The sequence below is a fragment of the Burkholderia sp. BCC0405 genome (genome assembly GCF_902833075.1).
In the GTDB taxonomy this organism is placed as follows: domain Bacteria; phylum Pseudomonadota; class Gammaproteobacteria; order Burkholderiales; family Burkholderiaceae; genus Burkholderia.
This window is the reverse complement of record NZ_CADFEO010000025.1, coordinates 104,567-123,597: the sequence shown is the minus strand read 5'-3', so window position 1 is coordinate 123,597 and position 19,031 is coordinate 104,567. Positions and strand designations below refer to the sequence as shown.

Sequence of the window (19,031 nt, the reverse complement as noted above, 5' to 3'; positions counted from 1 at the left end):
TCGCAGCTCGTCAACAACTTTTTAACACCAGCGTTGCGACTGCGGGGCTCAACTTCCAGGCCAGCTGCGCGCGCCACACTGCCGCACACCACCGACCCTGCTTCCCTCTCCCGCGCCGCGTTACCGTTAGCGCGAAAGAGGCGTGATTCTAAGCACCCGCCCCCAACCACGCAAGCCCCTTTGTGAAAATATTTTGAAAAAGCCCCCGTGCGCTGTCGCGCACGGGGGCTCGGGGCTCGACGGGCTGCGTAACGCCCGAGACAGATACCGGCCCCGTCGCCGGCCAACTACCCAAGCAACCCGATCAACGGTGCTTGAACACCGGCTTCCGTTTTTCGACGAATGCCGCCATCCCTTCCTTCTGATCTTCGGTCGCGAACAGCGAATGGAACAGCCGACGCTCGAAGTGGACGCCTTCGGCCAGCGTCGTCTCGTACGCGCGGTTCACCGACTCCTTGACCATCATGACTGCCGGCAGCGAAAACTCGGCGATCGTCGCCGCGGCAGCAAGCGCCTCGTCGAGCAGCGTGTCGGCCGGCAGCACGCGCGACACGAGCCCCGCGCGCTCCGCTTCGGCAGCATCCATGAACCGGGCCGTCAGGCACATATCCATCGCCTTCGCTTTCGACACCGCACGCGGCAGGCGCTGCGTGCCGCCCGCACCCGGCATGACGCCCAGCTTGATTTCCGGCTGGCCGAACTTGGCCGTGTCCGCCGCGAAGACGATGTCGCACATCATGGCCAGCTCACAGCCACCACCCAGCGCAAAGCCCGAAACCGCGGCAATGATCGGCTTGCGGATCTCACGGACCGCCTCCCAGTTGCGCGTGATGTAGTCGCCGCGGTAGACATCCATATAGGAGTAGGTCGCCATCATGCCGATGTCCGCGCCGGCCGCGAACGCCTTCTCGCTCCCGGTCACGACGATCGCGCCGATGCCATCGTCCGCATCGAACGCCTTCAGCGCGGCACCCAACTCATCCATCAGTGCATCGTTCAGCGCATTCAGCGCCTTCGGACGGTTCAGCATAACCAGCCCGACACGCCCCCGGGTCTCCACCAGGATGTTCTCGTAAGCCATCTATTTCTCCTCGATCAATGAAATGAGAAACGCCTCGCACATGCGAATAGTTTGATGCTACCATTCTCCGACCAACCGGTCGGTTAATTAATCGATCCAACCCCTCTCAATGTCCATCAGGCTGCCGCCATGACCCATGCACTGTTCACGAAGCACGAAGACACGCTGAAACACGCACTCGCCGCCATCGAGAGCCGCGGGTACTGGAGCCCGTTCGCCGAAATGCCGAGCCCCAAAGTGTACGGGGAAAGCGCGAACGCAGATGGCGAGGCCGCGTTCAAGTCGCACCTCGACAAGACGTTTGCGCTCGACCAGCCGGCGTCCGGAGAAACGGTTGGCTCAGAGCGGTCGCCGTACGGCATTTCACTGGGCATCCGGTACCCGAAGTCGACGCCCGACGAACTGATCGCCGCCGCTGCCGGCGCGCAACGCTCGTGGCGCGCAGCCGGCCCGAGTGCATGGATCGGCGTCAGCCTCGAAATCCTCGCGCGCCTGAATCGCGCCAGCTTCGAAATCGCCTACAGCGTGATGCACACCACGGGGCAGGCATTCATGATGGCGTTCCAGGCCGGCGGCCCGCACGCGCAAGATCGTGCGCTCGAGGCAGTCGCCTATGCATGGGACGAACTTCGCCGCATCCCGGCCGATGCGCATTGGGAAAAGCCGCAAGGCAAGAACCCGCCGCTCGCGATGCACAAGCGCTACACGATCGTCCCGCGCGGCACCGGGCTCGTGCTCGGCTGCTGCACGTTCCCGACCTGGAACGGCTATCCCGGCCTGTTCGCCGATCTCGCAACCGGCAACACCGTGATCGTCAAGCCGCATCCGGGTGCGATCCTGCCGCTCGCCATCACCGCCCGGATCGCTCGCGACGTGCTGCGCGAAGCCGGGTTCGATCCGAACGTCGTCACGCTCCTCGCGACCGAACCCAACGACGGCGCACTCGTTCAGGCTCTCGCGCTGCGCCCCGAGATCAAGCTGATCGACTTCACCGGCAGCACGCAAAACGGCACGTGGCTCGAACGCCATGCCCACCAGGCACAGGTCTACACAGAGAAGGCTGGCGTCAACCAGATCGTGATCAACTCGACCGACGACCTGAAGGCCGCCGCCAAGAACATCGCGTTTTCGCTGGCGCTGTACTCCGGCCAGATGTGCACGGCACCGCAGAACATCTACGTGCCGCGCGACGGCATCCGGACGGCGGACGGCCATGCGAGCTTTGACGAGGTCGCACAGGCAATCGCCACTGCCGTGCAAAAACTCACCGGCGACCCGGCACGCTCGGTCGAACTGATCGGCGCAATCCAGAACGAAGGCGTGACCGCACGCATCGACGACGCCCGCCAGCTCGGCCGCGTGCTCGCCGACAGCCTGACCCTCCAGCACCCAGCGTTCCCCGATGCCCGCGTGCGCACGCCGCTCGTGCTGCAACTCGACGTGGCCGATCGCGAGAAATTCACGCAGGAGTGGTTCGGCCCGATCTCGTTCGTGATCGCGACCGACTCGACCGCGCAATCGCTCGACCTCGCCGGGGAAATCGCGGCGGAACATGGCGCGCTGACCCTCTCCGTCTACAGCACCGACGACGCGATCGTCGACGCCGCCCACGACGCAGCGGTGCGCGGTGGCGTCGCACTGTCGATCAACCTGACGGGCGGTGTGTTCGTGAACCAGTCGGCAGCGTTCTCGGATTTCCACGGCACGGGCGCGAACCCGGCAGCCAATGCGGCACTGGCCGACCCGGCGTTCGTCGCCAACCGGTTCCGCGTGGTGCAAAGCCGCGTCCATGTTGCGCCGAAGGCGGCACCCGCGGAAGCCGGCCAACCGGCATAACCCGAATGGCCGACGTGCAAACGCCGCCACGTTCTCTACCATGAACGAATCCGCCACCCGGCGGGTTCGTTGTTCATCGATACGCCCATGACAGACGCCTATATCTGCGACGCGATTCGCACCCCCATCGGCCGCTACGGCGGCGCCCTGAAAGAAGTCCGCACCGACGACCTCGGTGCGGTGCCGCTCAAGGCGCTCATCGAGCGCAACCGTGACGTCGACTGGGCGGTGATCGACGACGTGATCTACGGCTGCGCGAACCAGGCCGGCGAGGACAACCGCAACGTCGCACGCATGTCGGCGCTGCTCGCGGGGCTGCCGACCGACGTGCCCGGCACGACGCTGAACCGGCTGTGCGGCTCCGGGATGGATGCGGTCGGCACGGCCGCGCGCGCGATCAAGGCGGGCGAGGCGCGCCTGATGCTCGCAGGCGGCGTCGAGAGCATGACGCGCGCGCCGTTCGTGATGGGCAAGGCCACGAGCGCGTTCGCACGCCAGGCCGACATCTTCGACACGACGATCGGCTGGCGCTTCGTCAATCCGCTGATGAAACAGCTGTATGGCGTCGATTCGATGCCCGAGACGGCCGAGAACGTCGCGGTCGACTACAACATCAGCCGCGCCGACCAGGACCTGTTCGCGCTGCGCAGTCAGCAAAAGGCCGCGCGTGCGCAGCAGGACGGCACGCTCGCCGACGAAATCGTCGCTGTCACGATTCCGCAGAAGAAAGGCGACCCGGTGGTCGTCTCGCGCGACGAGCATCCGCGCGAGACGTCGCTCGAAGCGCTCGCGAAGCTGAAGGGTGTCGTGCGCCCGGACGGCTCGGTGACGGCCGGCAACGCATCGGGCGTCAACGACGGTGCGTGCGCGCTGCTGCTCGCCAATGCGCAGGCAGCCGACCAGTACGGCCTGCGCCGCCGCGCACGCGTCATCGGCATGGCGACAGCCGGCGTCGCGCCGCGCGTGATGGGCATCGGGCCCGCGCCGGCCACGCAAAAACTGCTGCGCCAACTCGGCATGACCATCGATCAGTTCGACGTCATCGAGTTGAACGAGGCATTCGCGTCCCAAGGTCTCGCGGTGCTGCGCATGCTCGGCATCGCCGATGACGATCCGCGCGTGAACCCGAATGGCGGCGCCATCGCACTGGGGCATCCGCTCGGCGCATCGGGCGCCCGGCTCGTGACCACGGCGCTCCACCAGCTCGAGCGTACGGGCGGCCGCTTTGCGCTCTGTACGATGTGCATCGGCGTCGGCCAGGGCATCGCACTCGCGATCGAACGCGTGTAACCCACGCACCGCGCGCCTATAACGAAGTCATGAAGGAGACACTGCATGTCCTATCAGGCGATTCAGCTGGATATCGATCAGGCCTCGAACGTAGCCACGATTACCCTCAACCGCCCCGACAAGCTGAACAGCTTTACGCGGGCGATGCATCGCGAGCTGCAGTCGGCACTCGATGACGTCGAGGCGACCGGCGCGCGCGCGCTGATCCTGACCGGCGCGGGGCGCGGCTTCTGCGCGGGCCAGGACCTGGCCGATCTCGACTTCACGCCGGGCGCGTCCACCGACCTCGGCACGCTGATCGACGAGCACTTCAATCCGCTGATCCGCCGCCTGCAGCGTCTGCCGATTCCGGTGATCGCTGCCGTCAATGGCACGGCGGCCGGCGCCGGGGCGAATCTCGCGCTCGCATGCGATCTCGTGTTCGCCGCCCGCTCGAGCAGTTTCATCCAGGCCTTCGTCAAGATCGGGCTCGTACCCGATTCAGGCGGTACGTGGTTCCTGCCGCAACGCGTCGGCATGGCACGCGCGCTGGGGCTCGCGCTGACCGGAGACAAGCTCGGGGCCGAGCAGGCCGAGCAATGGGGCTTGATCTGGCGCGCGGTCGACGACGACACGCTCGCTGCATCAGCCCGCCAGCTTGCCACCCAGCTCGCGCAGCAGCCGACGCTCGCGATCGCATCGATCAAGCAATCGATGCGTGCCAGCGTCACGAACACGCTCGACCAGCAACTCGACATGGAACGCGACCTGCAGCGCACGCTCGGCCAGTCTCACGACTACGCGGAAGGCGTGAAGGCATTCATCGAGAAGCGCGCGCCGCGCTTCGAGGGGCGTTGACATGACGCCCCCCACTGCCACGCTCGACCCCGATTCGCTCGCCCGCGCCGCCGCGCGGGCCATGTACGACGCCGACGCATGCAGCCGCGCGTTCGGGATGGAAATCGCCGAAGTACGCGCCGGCTACGCGCGCCTGCAGATGCGCGTGCGGCCCGAATTCCTGAACGGGCATCAGACCTGCCATGGCGGGATCATCTTCACGCTGGCCGATTCGACGTTCGCATTCGCGTGCAACTCGTACAACGTGAATACGGTTGCGGCCGGCTGCTCGATCGAATTCCTGCGCCCCGTGCACGGCGATGACGTGCTGACGGCCGAGGCGATCGAGCAGGCGCGCGCCGGCCGCCAAGGCATCTACGACATCCGCGTCACGAACCAGGCCGGCGAAACCGTCGCGATGTTTCGCGGCAAATCCGCCCAGATCAAGGGCACGGTCATCCCGGAAGACCGCTGACGTCGACGGCTCGCACATAACAAACACTGGAGACATGCATGACTACCCCGCTACCGCTCGAGCCGATCGAGACCGCCTCACGCGACGAGCTGACCGCGCTGCAGCTCGAACGCCTCAAGTGGTCGCTCCGGCATGCGTATGACCACTCCCCCGTCTATCGTCGCAAGTTCGACGGCGCGGGGGTCCATCCGGACGACCTGAAGACGCTCACCGACCTGTCGCGCTTCCCGTTCACGACGAAGAGCGATCTGCGCGACAGTTACCCGTTCGGGATGTTCGCGGTGCCGCAGGACCGGATATCTCGCATTCATGCGTCGTCGGGCACGACCGGCAAGCCGACGGTCGTCGGCTATACGGCAGGCGACATCGACACATGGGCGAATCTCGTCGCCCGCTCGATCCGCGCCGCCGGCGCGCGCCGCGGCGACAAGGTGCACGTCAGCTACGGCTACGGCTTGTTCACGGGCGGGCTCGGCGCGCACTACGGCGCCGAACGCGCAGGGCTGACCGTGATCCCGTTCGGTGGCGGCCAGACCGAGAAGCAGGTACAGCTGATCCAGGATTTCCGGCCCGACATCATCATGGTGACGCCGAGCTACATGCTGTCGATCGCCGACGAAATCGAGCGCCAGGGTCTCGATCCCGTGCAGAGTTCGCTGCGCATCGGCATCTTTGGTGCGGAACCCTGGACCAATGACATGCGTGTCGCGATCGAGCAGCGGATGGGCATCGATGCGGTCGACATTTATGGGCTGTCCGAAGTGATGGGCCCCGGCGTCGCATCCGAATGCGTCGAGACCAAGGACGGCCCGACCATCTGGGAAGACCACTTCTACCCGGAAATCATCGACCCTGAAACCGGCGAAGTGCTTCCGGACGGCGAACTCGGCGAGCTCGTGTTCACGTCGCTGACGAAGGAGGCGCTGCCGATCGTCCGCTACCGGACCCGCGACCTCACGCGGCTGTTGCCCGGCACTGCCCGCACGATGCGCCGGATGGAGAAGATCACGGGGCGCTCGGACGACATGATGATCGTGCGCGGCGTCAACGTGTTCCCGACGCAGATCGAGGAACAGTTGCTCAAGCAGCGCGCGCTCGCACCGCACTATCAGATCGTGCTGACGAAGGAAGGACCGCTCGACGTGCTGACGCTCAATGTCGAGCCTTGCCCCGAGACAGCACCCGATACGGCGGCGATCCATTCGGCAAAGCAGGCGCTCGCATACGATATCAAGTCGCTGATCGGCGTGACGGCCGTGATCAACGTGCTGCCCGTGAACGGGATCGAGCGGTCGGTCGGGAAGGCGCGACGCGTCGTCGACAAGCGCAAGGGCTGACGGCAATCGCAGCGCGTTATTTACGTGCGGTGAATCCGTAGCTGCAAATGAAACAGCCCGATCGGCCAACGCCGATCGGGCTGTTTCATTCCGGTACGCCGTTGGACACCCGCCGACGCAACACGCGCACACGCGCATCACAAAAGCTGACACCGCACGGGCACCCCCACGATCAGGGCGACGCCTCCAACGCACAGCGTCGCGCCCACGAATACCGCGTCCAATGTATCGGCGGCGACCCGAGCGCACCCAGCCCCCCGCGCCGCCTCACATCACGAATTCGGGAACAGCAGCCACATCCGGCCGACCTGCTTCATCCGCCCGGCCTGATCGCCTGCGTCGTCACCGAGCCCCCAGAAATAGTCGGCCCGCACGCCCCCCTTGATCGCTGAGCCCGTATCCTGCGCAAACACGAGCCGGTTCATCGGCGTATTCGTCAGCGGGCGCGTGGTCTGCAGGAACACCGGTGTGCCGAGCGGGATCGACGACGGATCGACGGCGATCGAGCGCTCCGGCGTCAGCGGCACGCCCAGCGCGCCGATCGGGCCGTCCGCGCCGCCGTGCGGTGCATCTTCCTTGGTCGGCATGTCGCGGAAGAACACGAACCGCGGATTCGTGTCGAGCAACGCGTCAACCCGGTTCGGATTCGCCTTCGCCCACGCCTTGATGCCCTGCATCGTCGCCTGAGCGGGCGTCAGCTCGCCGCGATCGAGCAGCCACTTGCCGATCGAGCGGTACGGCTGGTTGTTGGTGCCGCCGAAGCCGACCCGCATCACCGAACCGTCGTCGAGCAGCACGCGCCCCGAGCCCTGCACCTGCAGGAAGAACGCTTCGATCGGGTCGTCGACCCACACGAGTTCGTTGCCGTTCAGGATGCCTGCGCGTTCGAGTTGCGCACGTGCAGGCAGCGCGGCGCCCGCGCGATAGCCGGCCGGCCAGCGATAAAGCGCGTACTGATACGGGCCGCGACGCACACGCGAACCGTGCAGCAGCGGCTCGTAGTAGCCGGTCACGAGCCCGTCGAGCGTCCCGTCGGTATTCGCAAGCTGGAACGGCGTGAAATACGTTTCGAAGAACGTACGTGCACTGCTGACGTCGAGCTCGTCGAGCCGGTCGGCAGCCGCGCAAGCACGCTGCCAGGCCGGCTGGCGCGCGAGCCGCACGCAGTTCTGCCGCAGCGCGGCCGTCGCGCCGATCAGCGAATCGTCCTGCCAGCCCGGCACCTGCTGCCACGCGACCGGCGTGAGCCGCTTCGCGGCGACCTGACCCGGCACGACCGCCGCGCCGGTCGGTGGCTTCAGCGACGAAGTCCGCGTCGGCGCGCTGCCGCACGCCGCAAGCAGCGCCGCCGCAGTTGCCGCCGCCACCCACCCGGCCACCCGAGGCCCAAACCCAATACAATGTCCGTTCTTGATGGAAACCGCCATGTCAGATTTTCTCGACCAATATCCGATGCTCATCTTCGCGCTCGAAGCCTTCGTAGCGCTTGCCCTGCTGATCTTCATCGTCGTGTGGACGTCGTCGGGCAGAAAGAAGCACGCCCGCAACCACGACCGCCAGCCGCGCTAACGCACTGACGCGCCTAGCACGCTCAATGCAGCGTGCGCGGCATGTGCAGGGCAAACTCGTCGACCGGCGCCTCGAAACGCTCGCCGTCCTCCGCCACGCAGAAGTACGCGCCACGCATCGTGCCGACCGGCGTCGCGATCACGGCCCAGCTCGTGTACTCGAAGTGCTCGCCCGGCTGCAGCAGCGGCTGGTGCCCGACGACGCCAAGCCCCTTCACCTCCTGCACGTGGTTGTCGCTGTCCGTGATGATCCAGTGACGCGCGATCAACTGCGCCGCGACCTGCCCCGTGTTGCGAATCGTCAGCGTGTACGCGAATGCGTATTGACGGCGATCGGGGTCGGATTGTTCCGGCAGGTAGCTGGTTTTCACCGAAACGGTGAATTGATACTGACTCATGGTGTTTCCGCTGGAAGATGACTGCCCGCGCCGGCATGGGCAACGGGGCCGCGGGCGCGCCGCGTTGGTTCGGCATTCTATGCGCAATCGGGCCTCGGCCGCACGGCCCGCCTCCGCGCACCGGGTCGCCGGACGGTAGAATGACGGTTTTGCGCCGCAACGTCCCGCTCCCCTGCCATGACCCAATTCCGCATCGCTCCCAGCATCCTGTCGGCCGATTTCGCACGGCTCGGCGAAGAAGTCCGCAACGTGGTCGCCGCCGGCGCCGACTGGATCCACTTCGACGTGATGGACAACCATTACGTGCCGAACCTGACCATCGGCCCGCTCGTGTGCGAAGCGATCCGCCCGCACGTGCAGGTGCCGATCGACGTGCACCTGATGGTGCGCCCGGTCGACCGGATCGTGCCCGATTTTGCGAAAGCCGGTGCAAACCTGATCAGCTTCCACCCGGAAGGCTCCGATCACATCGACCGCACGCTGTCGCTGATCCGCGACCACGGCTGCAAGGCCGGCCTCGTGTTCAACCCGGCCACGCCGCTGAATTACCTCGACCACGTGATGGATCGCCTCGACTTCGTGCTGCTGATGTCGGTCAACCCGGGCTTCGGCGGCCAGTCGTTCATTCCTGAAACGCTGAACAAGCTGCGCGAAGCACGCGCGCGCATCGACGCGTACACCGAGCGCACCGGCCGCGAGATCCTGCTGGAAGTCGACGGCGGCGTGAAGACCGACAACATCGCGGAAATCGCGGCGGCCGGTGCCGACACCTTCGTCGCGGGTTCGGCGATCTTCGGCAAGCCGGACTACCGTAAGGTGATCGACGAGATGCGCGCCGCGCTCGCTACCGTCGAGCGGAGCTGACGCCGTGGCCGAATCGTCGCTCGCCGGCCATGCGCCGGCCCGGGCCGCAACGGAAGCCGCCCCGATCCGCTTCGCCACGCCGCGCATCGATGCGGCGCTGATCGATCTCGACGGCACCATGGTCGATACGGCCGACGATTTCACGGCCGGCCTGAACGGGATGCTCGCGCGGCTCGGCGCACCGGCCACGTCGCGCGACGAGGTGATCGGCTACGTCGGCAAGGGCTCCGAACACCTGATCCAGAGCGTGCTGAAGCCGCGCTTTCCGGCCGAAGAAGCGCACGAACGCTTCGACGACGCGCTGGCGATCTACCAGACCGAGTACGCGAAGATCAACGGCCGCCACACGCGCCTCTATCCGGACGTGGCCGCCGGTCTCGACGCGCTGCGCGCAGCCGGCATCCGGCTCGCGTGCGTGACGAACAAGCCGCACCGCTTCGCGGTCGAGCTGCTCGAGCAGTACGGGCTGGCCGATCGCTTCGGCATCGTGCTCGGCGGCGACAGCGTCGCGCGCAAGAAACCCGATCCGCTGCCGATGCTGACGGCCTGCAACGCGCTCGGCGTCGCACCGGACGCGGCAGTCGCGATCGGCGACTCGGAAAACGATGCGCTGGCAGGCCGCGCGGCCGGGATGGCGACGCTGACGGTGCCGTACGGCTACAACCATGGCAAAGCTATACAAACGATAAATTCGGATGGTATAGTCGATTCGTTGCTGGTCGCAGCTCGCGCGATCTCCGCGCACAACGCCGGCCGGCCAACCCTCTGATCATTTCTTCCATCTGCATGTTTCTGAATAAAAAACGGAGTCTGAGCAGCATCGACCGGGGAGCCTGGCCCTGGCGTCGCTGGTCGCGCTAACCTCTTCGATGAGGTACGCTGAAGTACGTCTTCAGCGCCGTTTTTTATCTCGCTGCGCATCCGCGCGCCGATCGTCGCACCACCTCGAGTTCTACCGCGTCCGAACGCTTGCGTTCAGGCTCGGCCGCAGGCTCGCGACGTTCACGCCCGGAGTGCCGGCCGGCAACAGGCACTTCTCGATCGACCGCCCTTTCGCCGACGGCACCCCGCGCAGCGTCAAGTGATCCCTGGCGCCCGCGCCGCTCGTCCCGAACAGGACCGGAACATGACCGAACTCGAATTTCAATCGCTCGCGAACGAAGGCTACAACCGCATTCCGCTGATCGCGGAAGCCCTCGCCGATCTCGAAACGCCGCTGTCCCTCTATCTGAAGCTGGCCCAGCCCGAACGCTCGGGCGCCAACTCGTTCCTGCTCGAATCGGTGGTCGGCGGCGAACGCTTTGGCCGCTACTCATTTATCGGCCTACCCGCCCGTACGCTCGTGCGTACCCGCAACGGCGTGTCGGAAGTCGTGCGCGACGGCCAGGTCGTCGAGACGCATGACGGCGACCCGTTCCAGTTCATCGAGTCGTTCCAGGCGCGCTTCAAGGTGGCGCAGCGCCCGGGCCTGCCGCGCTTCTGCGGCGGTCTCGCCGGCTATTTCGGCTACGACGCGGTGCGCTACATCGAGAAGAAGCTCGCGAACACCGCGCCGCGCGACGATCTCGGCCTGCCCGACATCCAGTTGCTGCTGACCGAGGAAGTCGCGGTGATCGACAACCTCGCCGGCAAGCTGTACCTGATCATCTACGCGGACCCGAGCCAGGCCGAAGCCTATACGAAGGCGAAACAGCGCCTGCGCGAACTGAAGCAGCGCCTGCGCACGACCGTGCAGCCGCCCGTCACGTCGGCGAGCGTGCGCACCGAGACGTTCCGCGAATTCAAGAAGGACGACTATCTGGCCGCCGTGCGCCAGGCGAAGGAATACATCGCGGCCGGCGAGCTGATGCAGATTCAGGTCGGCCAGCGTCTGACGAAGCCGTACCGCGACAATCCGCTGTCGCTGTATCGCGCGCTGCGTTCGCTGAACCCGTCGCCGTACATGTACTACTACAACTTCGGCGATTTCCACGTGGTCGGCGCATCGCCGGAAATCCTCGTACGCCAGGAAAAGCGCGGCGACGACCAGATCGTCACGATCCGCCCGCTCGCCGGCACGCGCCCGCGCGGCAACACGCCCGAGCGCGACGCGGAACTCGCGACCGAACTGCTCAACGATCCGAAGGAGATCGCCGAGCACGTGATGCTGATCGACCTCGCGCGCAACGACGTCGGCCGCATCGCGGAAATCGGCTCGGTGCACGTGACCGACCAGATGGTCATCGAGAAATACTCGCACGTGCAGCACATCGTCAGCTCGGTCGAAGGCAAGCTGAAGCCCGGCATGACGAACTACGACGTGCTGCGCGCGACCTTCCCGGCCGGCACGCTGTCCGGCGCGCCGAAGGTACGTGCGATGGAACTGATCGACGAACTCGAGCCGGTCAAGCGCGGGTTGTACGGCGGCGCGGTCGGCTACCTGTCGTTCTCGGGCGAGATGGATCTCGCGATCGCGATCCGCACGGGCCTGATCCACAACGGCAACCTGTATGTGCAAGCGGCGGCGGGCGTCGTCGCGGATTCGGTGCCCGAATCCGAATGGCAAGAGACCGAAAACAAGGCGCGCGCGGTGCTGCGCGCGGCCGAACAGGTCCAGGACGGCCTCGATAGCGACTTCTGACCGGAGACTGACCATGCTGCTCATGATCGACAACTACGACTCGTTTACCTACAACCTGGTCCAGTACTTCGGCGAACTCGGCGAGGACGTGCGCACCTACCGCAACGACGAAATCACGCTCGACGAAATCGCGAGCCTGAATCCCGACGCAATCTGCCTGTCGCCCGGCCCGAGCAACCCGCAGCACGCGGGCATCACGCTCGACGTGCTGAAGGAATTCGCGGGCAAGAAGCCGATCCTCGGCGTCTGCCTCGGTCATCAGGCGATCGGCGAGGCCTTCGGCGGCCGCGTCGTGCGCGCGAAGACCATCATGCACGGCAAGGTAAGCAGGATCGAAACCGACTGCAGCGGCGTATTCGCCGACCTGCCGAAGCATTTCGACGTCACGCGCTACCACTCGCTCGCGATCGAGCGCGAATCGCTGCCCGACTGCCTCGAAGTGTCCGCCTGGACCGACGACGGCGAAATCATGGGCGTGCGCCACAAGACGCTGCCGATCGAAGGCGTGCAGTTCCACCCGGAATCGATCCTGTCCGAGCATGGCCACGCGCTGCTCGAGAATTTCCTGAAACAGGCCCGCGCCGCGGCCTCGGCCGCCTGACGGGAGCCTCACGATGACGATTACCCCGCAGGAAGCGCTGCAGCGCACGATCGAACACCGCGAAATCTTCCACGACGAGATGCTGCACCTGATGCGGCTCATCATGCGCGGCGACATGTCGCCCGTGATGGCGGCCGCGATCATCACCGGGCTGCGCGTGAAGAAGGAGACGATCGGCGAGATCGCCGCCGCCGCGACCGTGATGCGCGAATTCGCGAATCACGTCGAGGTGCAGGACAACTCGAACTTCGTCGACATCGTCGGCACCGGCGGCGACGGCTCGCACACGTTCAACATCTCGACCGCGTCGATGTTCGTCACGGCCGCGGCCGGCGCGAAGGTTGCGAAGCACGGCAACCGCGGCGTATCGAGCAAGTCCGGCAGCGCCGACGTGCTCGAGGCGCTCGGCGTGAACATCGACCTGCAGTCCGACCAGGTTGCCGCGTCGATCGCCGAAACGGGCATGGGCTTCATGTTCGCGCCGAACCATCACCCGGCGATGAAGAACATCGCGGCCGTGCGCCGCGAGCTCGGCGTGCGCACGATCTTCAACATCCTCGGCCCGCTGACCAATCCGGCCGGCGCGCCGAACCAGCTGATGGGCGTGTTCCACCCCGACCTCGTCGGCATCCAGGTGCGCGTGATGCAGCGTCTGGGCGCGCAGCACGTGCTCGTCGTGTACGGCAAGGACGGGATGGACGAGGTATCGCTCGGCGCGGCAACGCTCGTCGGCGAACTGCGCGACGGCAAGGTGCACGAATACGAGATCCATCCGGAAGACTTCGGCCTGCAGATGGTGTCGAACCGCACGCTGAAGGTGGAAAATGCCGACGAATCGCGCACGATGCTGCTCGGCGCGCTGGACAACCAGCCGGGCGTCGCACGCGAGATCGTCACGCTGAACGCCGGCACCGCGCTCTATGCGGCGAACGTCGCCGAATCGATCGCGGACGGCATCCAGCTTGCCCGCGAAGCAATCGCAAGCGGCAAGGCCCGCGCGAAAGTCGACGAACTCGTGCGCTTCACGCAGCAGTTCAAGCGCTGACTCCCCTTACGAACCAAGCAGGAATCCACATGAGCGACATTCTCGACCGAATCATCGCCGTCAAGCGCGAAGAAGTCGCGGCGGCCATGCGCAGCGCGCCGCTCGAGGCACTGAAACTGGAAGCATCCGCACGCGACCTGCGCGACTTCGTCGGCGCACTGCGCGCAAAGCATGCGGCCGGCCACGCGGCCGTGATTTCCGAAATCAAGAAGGCCAGCCCGTCGAAAGGCGTGCTGCGCGAGCATTTCGTGCCGGCCGACATCGCGCGTTCGTATGCGGAGCATGGCGCCGCGTGCCTGTCGGTGCTGACCGACGAGCAGTTCTTCCAGGGCAGCGTCCGCTATCTCGAGGAAGCGCGCGCGGCCTGCTCGCTGCCGGTGCTGCGCAAGGACTTCATCGTCGACGCGTACCAGATCATCGAAGCACGCGCGATGGGCGCGGACGCGATCCTGCTGATCGCCGCCGCGCTCGACACCCCGCTGATGCAGGATCTCGAAGCGTATGCGCACTCGCTCGGTCTCGCGGTGCTGGTCGAAGTGCACGACCGTGACGAGATGGAACAGGCGCTGACGCTCAAGACGCCACTGCTCGGCATCAACAACCGCAACCTGCGCACGTTCGAAACGTCGATCCAGACGACGCTCGACATGCTCGACATGATTCCGGCCGACCGGATCGTCGTGACCGAATCGGGCATCCTGTCGCGCACCGACGTCGACACGATGCGTGCGGCGAACGTGAACACGTTCCTCGTCGGCGAAGCGTTCATGCGCGCCGACCAGCCGGGCGAAGAGCTCGCACGGATGTTCTTCTGATGGCGATCGAAAAGGAAATCAAGCTCGCGCTGCCGGCCGGCCAGGCCGACGCCGCGCGACGCTTCTTCGAGACGCTGACCGGCGAACCCGGTCACGACATCACGCTCGCGAACGTCTATTACGACACGCCCGATCTCGCGCTGGCCCGCTCGAAGAGCGCGGTGCGCGTACGCCGCGCGCCGCAAGGCTGGCTGCAGACGTTCAAGACGGTCGGCAGCGCGGAAGGCGGCCTGCATCGCCGCCACGAATGGGAGCTGCCGGTCGCCGGCGACGCGCTCGAGATCGACGCGCTCGTCGCGGCCTGCGACGTGCCGGAAGCCGCCGCCGCGCTGAATGATGCGGCGGGCGCGCTGCACGCGCTGTTCCGCACGGATTTTTCGCGTACGCTGTGGCGCATCGCAATCGGCGGCGCAACCGTCGAAGCCGCGGTGGACCTCGGCGAGATCGTCGTCCAGGCGGAACACGAAACGCGCCGCGAACCGATCAGCGAAATCGAACTCGAACTGATCGACGGCCCGGAAGCGGCGCTCGCAACGCTCGCCGCCGAATTGCAGCAAGCGCTGCCGGGCCTCGTTCCCGACAACATCAGCAAGGCGCAGCGCGGCTACCGGCTGCGCGCGCAATAACCCGCATCACGCATGGCAACCCGCAAGACTTCCCGCGCGCCGCAACAGGCGTCGCTGTTCGACGATCCCGTGCCGGAAACGGCACCGGCCGATATTCCGTCCCAGGCGCCCGAAGCGCCCGCGGCCGGACGCAAGCCCGCAAAGAAAGCTGCACCGGCTGCGGCCCCGACGGTACCGCAACCCGCGGCCGCCGACATTCCGCACCTCGCCGCGCAATTCGACGCGCTGCCGCCGGTCTGGCGCGACGTGCTGAAACCCTTCACCGACAGCGACACCTATGCGCCGCTGTGCCGCTTCGTCGATGACGAGCGTGCGGCCGGCAAGACGGTCTACCCGACCGACGTGTTCCGCGCGCTGCGCCTGACGAGCCCGGACGACGTGAAAGTCGTGATCCTCGGCCAGGACCCGTACCACGGCGACGATCGCGGCACGCCGCAGGCGCACGGGCTCGCGTTCTCGGTGCCGCCGGCCGTGCGCACCCCGCCGTCGCTGCGCAACATCTTCAAGGAAATCGCCGCGAACTTCGGCCATGACACGCCGCGCCACGGCTGCCTCGACACCTGGGCGCGGCAGGGCGTGCTGCTGCTCAACACGGTGCTGACGGTCGAGCGCGGCGCAGCAGCGAGCCATGCGAAGCGCGGCTGGGAGCAATGCACGGACACGCTGATCCGCGAACTCGCCGGCCGCCATCGCGGGCTCGTCTTCATGCTGTGGGGCGCACACGCGCAGGCGAAACGTGCACTGTTCGACGCAAGCGCGCACTGCGTGCTCGAGGCGCCGCATCCGTCGCCGCTATCTGCGCACCGCGGCTTCCTCGGCTGCCGCCATTTCGCGCTCGCGAACGACTATCTGGTCGAGGCAGGCCGCGAGCCGATCGACTGGCGCCTGCCGGAAGTGGCGGAAACACTCGCATAACGGCCGCGCCAGCCGGCATGCAAAAACGCCGCGCCCCTTTCGGGACGCGGCGTTTTTTATCGGACGATGCTGCGAGCGCGGCGCACCCGCATCGACCTTACGCGGCGGCGATCGCTTCGCGTGCGCCGGCCAGTGCGGCGCTTTGCGCATCCGGGCCGAGGTTCAGGCCTTCCGCGAAGATGAAGCTCACGTCGGTCATGCCGACGAAGCCGAGGAACGTGCGCAGGTACGGGGTCTGGCTGTCGTTCGGCGTACCGGCGTACTTGCCGCCTCGGGCCGTCACCACGTGAACCTTCTTGCCCTTGATCAGGCCTTCCGGACCGTTCTCGGTGTAGCGGAACGTGACGCCTGCACGTGCGATCCAGTCGAAGTACGTCTTCAGTTGCGACGAGATGCCGAAGTTGTACATCGGCGCGCCGATCACGATGATGTCGGCAGCTTGCAGTTCGGCGATCAGTGCATCGCTCTTCGCGACGATCGCATTCTGTTCCGCGGTGCGGTTCTCGGCCGGCGTGAAGAACGCGCCCAGCACCGATTCGTCGAGGTGCGGCAGCGCATCGGCCAGCAGGTCGCGAACCACGACCTTCGCACCGGGGTTCGATTGTTGCAGCTTTGCCGTCAGTTCGTTGGCCAGCAGCGTGGATTGCGCACCTTGCGAACGCGCGGCGGAATTGATTTGCAGAATGGTCGTCATGTCAGGCTCCAGTAGGATTGCGCTTTGGTAGCGCGAGTGACGCCATTGTGCGTGGCCGCATGACCGCGAAAAAGCGGGTTCAGGACGACGGATTGTTGCAGCAACAGAACAATCGTTGATCGCGCCCCGATACCCGCTTCGGTCCGCTCAACCCTTCAGCCAGGCCTCGCGGGCCTTCGAGACCGCAGCCGGCTTCGCGGCCGCCGTCAGCCGGTAGCGCGTGACTTCCGGGCCGTCGAGCTTCAGTTTCGCGGTGCGCAGCTCGTCGCGCCGGAACGCGTGAACCTCGACCTTGTCACCCGGCCGATAGCGCGCGAGCAGCGCGTCGAGGTTGGTACCCGTGACGCGCAGCCCGTCGACCGCGATCAGCGTGTCGCCGGCCGACAGCCCCGCGCGATGTGCGGCGCCGCCTTCATAGACGGCCGCAAACGTGCAGTCCGCGCCACCGCGCAGGCGCGCCCCGATCGTCGGCTTCGCGGTCGCGCCGTTCGCGACATCGGGCGCGAGCGACACGCCGAACGGTGCGAGCAGTTCGGCGAGCGGCAGGTCGCGCGTGCCATGCACGGCATCGGCGAACAGGCGGCCGAGCGCAACGCCTGTCGCCTCTTCGATCAGCGCCTCGACTTCGTTTTCCTCGACGCCCGCCTGCTTGCCGCGGTAGAAATCGCGGCCGTAGCGTTGCCACAGCAGGCGCATCACGTCGTCGAGCGACTTCTTGTTGCGCGTCTGCGCGCGGATCGCGAGATCGAAGGCGAGCGCGACGAGCGAACCCTTCGTGTAGTAGCTGACGATCGCGTTGGTCGCGTTCTCGTCCTGGCGGTAGTACTTGATCCACGCGTCGAACGAGCTTTCGGCGACGCTCTGCTTCAGGCGCCCCGTGCCGCGCAGCACGCCGCCGACCGTACGGCCGAGCGCCGCGAAATAGTCGTCCTGCGACATCAGCCCGCTGCGCACGAGCATCAGGTCGTCGTAATACGACGTGAAGCCTTCGAACAGCCACAGCAGCGACGTGTAGTTTTCCTTCGTCAGGTCGTACGGCACGAACGCCGCCGGCTTGATGCGCTTCACGTTCCACGTATGGAAGTACTCGTGGCTGCAGAGACCGAGATACGTGCGATAGCCTTCCGTCGTTTCGGGCCGCCCCTTCACCGGCAGGTCGGTGCGGTTGCAGATCAGTGCGGTCGACGCGCGATGCTCGAGGCCGCCGTAGCCGTCGCTGACCGCCAGCGTCATGAACACGTAGCGGTCCATCGGCGCCTTCTTCGACTTCGGCTCGAACAGCGCGATCTGCGCTTCGCACACGCGCTTCAGGTCGGCGCGCAGACGTTCCATGTCGAGCTGTGTCACGCGCCCCGCGATCACGATGTCGTGCGGCACGCCGTGCGCGTCGAACGTCGCGAGCGCGAATTCGCCGATCGTCACCGGATGGTCGGAAAGTTCGTCGTAGTTCGACGCGCGATAGGCGCCGAACCCGTAGCGCTTGGTGCCGCGCGCCTCGGGCAGCGACGTGCCGACACGCCATGCGCGGAACGCGGAGCCGGCCGGCTTCGCGATGTCGACTTCACACGGCGCGTGCTCGCGGCCGGCGACGCTCAGGAACACGGCCGTCGCGTTGAAGAAGCCGCCCGATTCGTCGAGGTACGCGGAGCGTACCGACAGGTCCCACGCATACACGTCGTAGCGCAGCGTCAGCGTGCCGTTCACGGCTGCGGCCTGCCACGTGTGCTTGTCGGTCTTCGCGATCCGCACCTTGCGGCCCGCGTCGTTGAATGCGCCGAGCGTTACGATGTTGCGCGCGAACTCGCGCACGAGATAGCTGCCCGGAATCCACACCGGCAGCGAAAAGCGCTGGCCTTCGGGATCGGGATCAGGGACCGTCACCGACACTTCGAACAGGTGCGCGGCAAGATCTTTCGGGACAATCGAATAGCGGATCGGCTGGGTCATCGTAGCAATCGGTCGGTCGAATACGGCGGCGAAAACGAAGAGAGGCGCCGGCAGATGCGGGCGCCCCTCGCTCGCCGGGCCAAGCGGCCCGGCGTATGGTCGG

The 19,031-nt window shown here is 66.3% G+C and carries 19 protein-coding genes; 14 read left to right on the top strand and 5 right to left on the bottom strand.

Annotated features, from left to right (window positions below; all coding sequences use genetic code 11):
• Nucleotides 1-304: 304 nt before the first annotated feature.
• Nucleotides 305-1,081 carry an enoyl-CoA hydratase gene (locus HWX36_RS31475; protein WP_175957728.1) on the bottom strand — a complete coding sequence of 259 codons (777 nt, stop codon included), beginning with the start codon at nucleotides 1,079-1,081 and terminating at the stop codon, nucleotides 305-307.
• Between the two features lie 129 nt (nucleotides 1,082-1,210).
• Between HWX36_RS31475 and paaN the strand changes: the two genes are divergently transcribed.
• The 5 genes from paaN (at nucleotide 1,211) to paaK (ending at nucleotide 6,835) form a co-directional block, all read left to right on the top strand.
• Nucleotides 1,211-2,917 (top strand): phenylacetic acid degradation protein PaaN, encoded by a 1,707-nt coding sequence (paaN, locus tag HWX36_RS31470; protein ID WP_175957727.1) that lies wholly within the window; start codon nucleotides 1,211-1,213, stop codon nucleotides 2,915-2,917.
• An 87-nt stretch (nucleotides 2,918-3,004) separates the two neighbouring features.
• Nucleotides 3,005-4,207: a 3-oxoadipyl-CoA thiolase gene (pcaF, locus tag HWX36_RS31465; protein WP_175957726.1), complete on the top strand. Its 1,203-nt coding sequence runs from the start codon at nucleotides 3,005-3,007 to the stop codon at nucleotides 4,205-4,207.
• Nucleotides 4,208-4,252: 45 nt separating this feature from the next.
• Nucleotides 4,253-5,044, top strand: a complete 792-nt coding sequence (gene paaG / locus HWX36_RS31460; protein ID WP_175957725.1) for a 2-(1,2-epoxy-1,2-dihydrophenyl)acetyl-CoA isomerase PaaG — start codon at nucleotides 4,253-4,255, stop codon at nucleotides 5,042-5,044.
• 1 nt (nucleotide 5,045) lies between these two features.
• Complete coding sequence (gene paaI / locus HWX36_RS31455) at nucleotides 5,046-5,498, top strand: hydroxyphenylacetyl-CoA thioesterase PaaI (RefSeq protein WP_175957724.1); 453 nt, start codon at nucleotides 5,046-5,048, stop codon at nucleotides 5,496-5,498.
• Between the two features lie 38 nt (nucleotides 5,499-5,536).
• Entirely contained in the window at nucleotides 5,537-6,835 is a 1,299-nt protein-coding gene (gene paaK / locus HWX36_RS31450; RefSeq protein WP_175957723.1) for a phenylacetate--CoA ligase PaaK, read from the top strand.
• 272 nt (nucleotides 6,836-7,107) lie between these two features.
• Here paaK and HWX36_RS31445 read toward each other — a convergent pair whose 3' ends face one another.
• The gene (locus HWX36_RS31445) at nucleotides 7,108-8,262 is read right to left on the bottom strand and encodes an MltA domain-containing protein (RefSeq protein WP_244136581.1); all 1,155 of its coding nucleotides are present in this window, start codon (nucleotides 8,260-8,262) and stop codon (nucleotides 7,108-7,110) included.
• Between HWX36_RS31445 and HWX36_RS37440 the strand changes: the two genes are divergently transcribed.
• The gene (locus HWX36_RS37440) at nucleotides 8,261-8,404 is read left to right on the top strand and encodes a hypothetical protein (protein WP_226243402.1); all 144 of its coding nucleotides are present in this window, start codon (nucleotides 8,261-8,263) and stop codon (nucleotides 8,402-8,404) included. The two genes, HWX36_RS31445 and HWX36_RS37440, sit on opposite strands and share 2 nt — an antisense overlap.
• A gap of 22 nt (nucleotides 8,405-8,426) precedes the next feature.
• Here HWX36_RS37440 and apaG read toward each other — a convergent pair whose 3' ends face one another.
• A complete protein-coding gene (apaG, locus tag HWX36_RS31440) occupies nucleotides 8,427-8,801 on the bottom strand; it encodes a Co2+/Mg2+ efflux protein ApaG (RefSeq protein ID WP_175957721.1) in 375 nt (124 codons plus the stop codon).
• 177 nt (nucleotides 8,802-8,978) lie between these two features.
• On the opposite strand from apaG, the gene rpe reads away from it, so the two are divergent.
• From rpe to HWX36_RS31400, 8 genes are all read left to right on the top strand, one after another.
• Nucleotides 8,979-9,665 (top strand): ribulose-phosphate 3-epimerase, encoded by a 687-nt coding sequence (rpe, locus tag HWX36_RS31435; protein WP_011883156.1) that lies wholly within the window; start codon nucleotides 8,979-8,981, stop codon nucleotides 9,663-9,665.
• A gap of 4 nt (nucleotides 9,666-9,669) precedes the next feature.
• The gene (locus HWX36_RS31430; RefSeq protein ID WP_175957720.1) at nucleotides 9,670-10,434 is read left to right on the top strand and encodes a phosphoglycolate phosphatase; all 765 of its coding nucleotides are present in this window, start codon (nucleotides 9,670-9,672) and stop codon (nucleotides 10,432-10,434) included.
• A 357-nt stretch (nucleotides 10,435-10,791) separates the two neighbouring features.
• Nucleotides 10,792-12,285 (top strand): anthranilate synthase component I, encoded by a 1,494-nt coding sequence (gene trpE / locus HWX36_RS31425; RefSeq protein WP_175957719.1) that lies wholly within the window; start codon nucleotides 10,792-10,794, stop codon nucleotides 12,283-12,285.
• Nucleotides 12,286-12,298: 13 nt separating this feature from the next.
• Nucleotides 12,299-12,886, top strand: a complete 588-nt coding sequence (locus HWX36_RS31420; protein WP_175957718.1) for an aminodeoxychorismate/anthranilate synthase component II — start codon at nucleotides 12,299-12,301, stop codon at nucleotides 12,884-12,886.
• A gap of 13 nt (nucleotides 12,887-12,899) precedes the next feature.
• A complete protein-coding gene (gene trpD, locus HWX36_RS31415) occupies nucleotides 12,900-13,931 on the top strand; it encodes an anthranilate phosphoribosyltransferase (protein WP_043191545.1) in 1,032 nt (343 codons plus the stop codon).
• A gap of 29 nt (nucleotides 13,932-13,960) precedes the next feature.
• Nucleotides 13,961-14,746: an indole-3-glycerol phosphate synthase TrpC gene (gene trpC / locus HWX36_RS31410; protein WP_175957717.1), complete on the top strand. Its 786-nt coding sequence runs from the start codon at nucleotides 13,961-13,963 to the stop codon at nucleotides 14,744-14,746.
• Nucleotides 14,746-15,372 (top strand): CYTH domain-containing protein, encoded by a 627-nt coding sequence (locus HWX36_RS31405; protein WP_175957716.1) that lies wholly within the window; start codon nucleotides 14,746-14,748, stop codon nucleotides 15,370-15,372. The genes trpC and HWX36_RS31405 overlap by 1 nt, the downstream gene beginning before the upstream one ends.
• 12 nt (nucleotides 15,373-15,384) lie before the next feature.
• Nucleotides 15,385-16,287, top strand: a complete 903-nt coding sequence (locus HWX36_RS31400; RefSeq protein WP_175957715.1) for a uracil-DNA glycosylase — start codon at nucleotides 15,385-15,387, stop codon at nucleotides 16,285-16,287.
• Nucleotides 16,288-16,384: 97 nt separating this feature from the next.
• Here the strand turns inward: HWX36_RS31400 and HWX36_RS31395 are convergent, their stop codons facing one another.
• Both HWX36_RS31395 and HWX36_RS31390 read right to left on the bottom strand, forming a co-directional pair.
• Nucleotides 16,385-16,981 (bottom strand): NAD(P)H-dependent oxidoreductase, encoded by a 597-nt coding sequence (locus tag HWX36_RS31395; RefSeq protein WP_175957714.1) that lies wholly within the window; start codon nucleotides 16,979-16,981, stop codon nucleotides 16,385-16,387.
• Between the two features lie 147 nt (nucleotides 16,982-17,128).
• On the bottom strand, nucleotides 17,129-18,928 hold the full coding sequence (locus HWX36_RS31390) for a PDZ domain-containing protein (RefSeq protein ID WP_175957713.1): 1,800 nt from the start codon (nucleotides 18,926-18,928) through the stop codon (nucleotides 17,129-17,131).
• Between the last annotated feature and the right edge of the window lie 103 nt (nucleotides 18,929-19,031).

Bases quoted from the DNA above. Each gene is read 5' to 3' on its own strand.
- HWX36_RS31475 (WP_175957728.1), bottom strand. From the start codon at position 1,081: ATGGCTTACGAGAACATCCTGGTGGAGACCCGGGGGCGTGTCGGGCTG.
- paaN (WP_175957727.1), top strand. From the start codon at position 1,211: ATGACCCATGCACTGTTCACGAAGCACGAAGACACGCTGAAACACGCA.
- pcaF (WP_175957726.1), top strand. From the start codon at position 3,005: ATGACAGACGCCTATATCTGCGACGCGATTCGCACCCCCATCGGCCGC.
- paaG (WP_175957725.1), top strand. From the start codon at position 4,253: ATGTCCTATCAGGCGATTCAGCTGGATATCGATCAGGCCTCGAACGTA.
- paaI (WP_175957724.1), top strand. From the start codon at position 5,046: ATGACGCCCCCCACTGCCACGCTCGACCCCGATTCGCTCGCCCGCGCC.
- paaK (WP_175957723.1), top strand. From the start codon at position 5,537: ATGACTACCCCGCTACCGCTCGAGCCGATCGAGACCGCCTCACGCGAC.
- HWX36_RS37440 (WP_226243402.1), top strand. From the start codon at position 8,261: ATGTCAGATTTTCTCGACCAATATCCGATGCTCATCTTCGCGCTCGAA.
- HWX36_RS31445 (WP_244136581.1), bottom strand. From the start codon at position 8,262: ATGGCGGTTTCCATCAAGAACGGACATTGTATTGGGTTTGGGCCTCGG.
- apaG (WP_175957721.1), bottom strand. From the start codon at position 8,801: ATGAGTCAGTATCAATTCACCGTTTCGGTGAAAACCAGCTACCTGCCG.
- rpe (WP_011883156.1), top strand. From the start codon at position 8,979: ATGACCCAATTCCGCATCGCTCCCAGCATCCTGTCGGCCGATTTCGCA.
- trpE (WP_175957719.1), top strand. From the start codon at position 10,792: ATGACCGAACTCGAATTTCAATCGCTCGCGAACGAAGGCTACAACCGC.
- HWX36_RS31420 (WP_175957718.1), top strand. From the start codon at position 12,299: ATGCTGCTCATGATCGACAACTACGACTCGTTTACCTACAACCTGGTC.
- trpD (WP_043191545.1), top strand. From the start codon at position 12,900: ATGACGATTACCCCGCAGGAAGCGCTGCAGCGCACGATCGAACACCGC.
- trpC (WP_175957717.1), top strand. From the start codon at position 13,961: ATGAGCGACATTCTCGACCGAATCATCGCCGTCAAGCGCGAAGAAGTC.
- HWX36_RS31405 (WP_175957716.1), top strand. From the start codon at position 14,746: ATGGCGATCGAAAAGGAAATCAAGCTCGCGCTGCCGGCCGGCCAGGCC.
- HWX36_RS31400 (WP_175957715.1), top strand. From the start codon at position 15,385: ATGGCAACCCGCAAGACTTCCCGCGCGCCGCAACAGGCGTCGCTGTTC.
- HWX36_RS31395 (WP_175957714.1), bottom strand. From the start codon at position 16,981: ATGACGACCATTCTGCAAATCAATTCCGCCGCGCGTTCGCAAGGTGCG.
- HWX36_RS31390 (WP_175957713.1), bottom strand. From the start codon at position 18,928: ATGACCCAGCCGATCCGCTATTCGATTGTCCCGAAAGATCTTGCCGCG.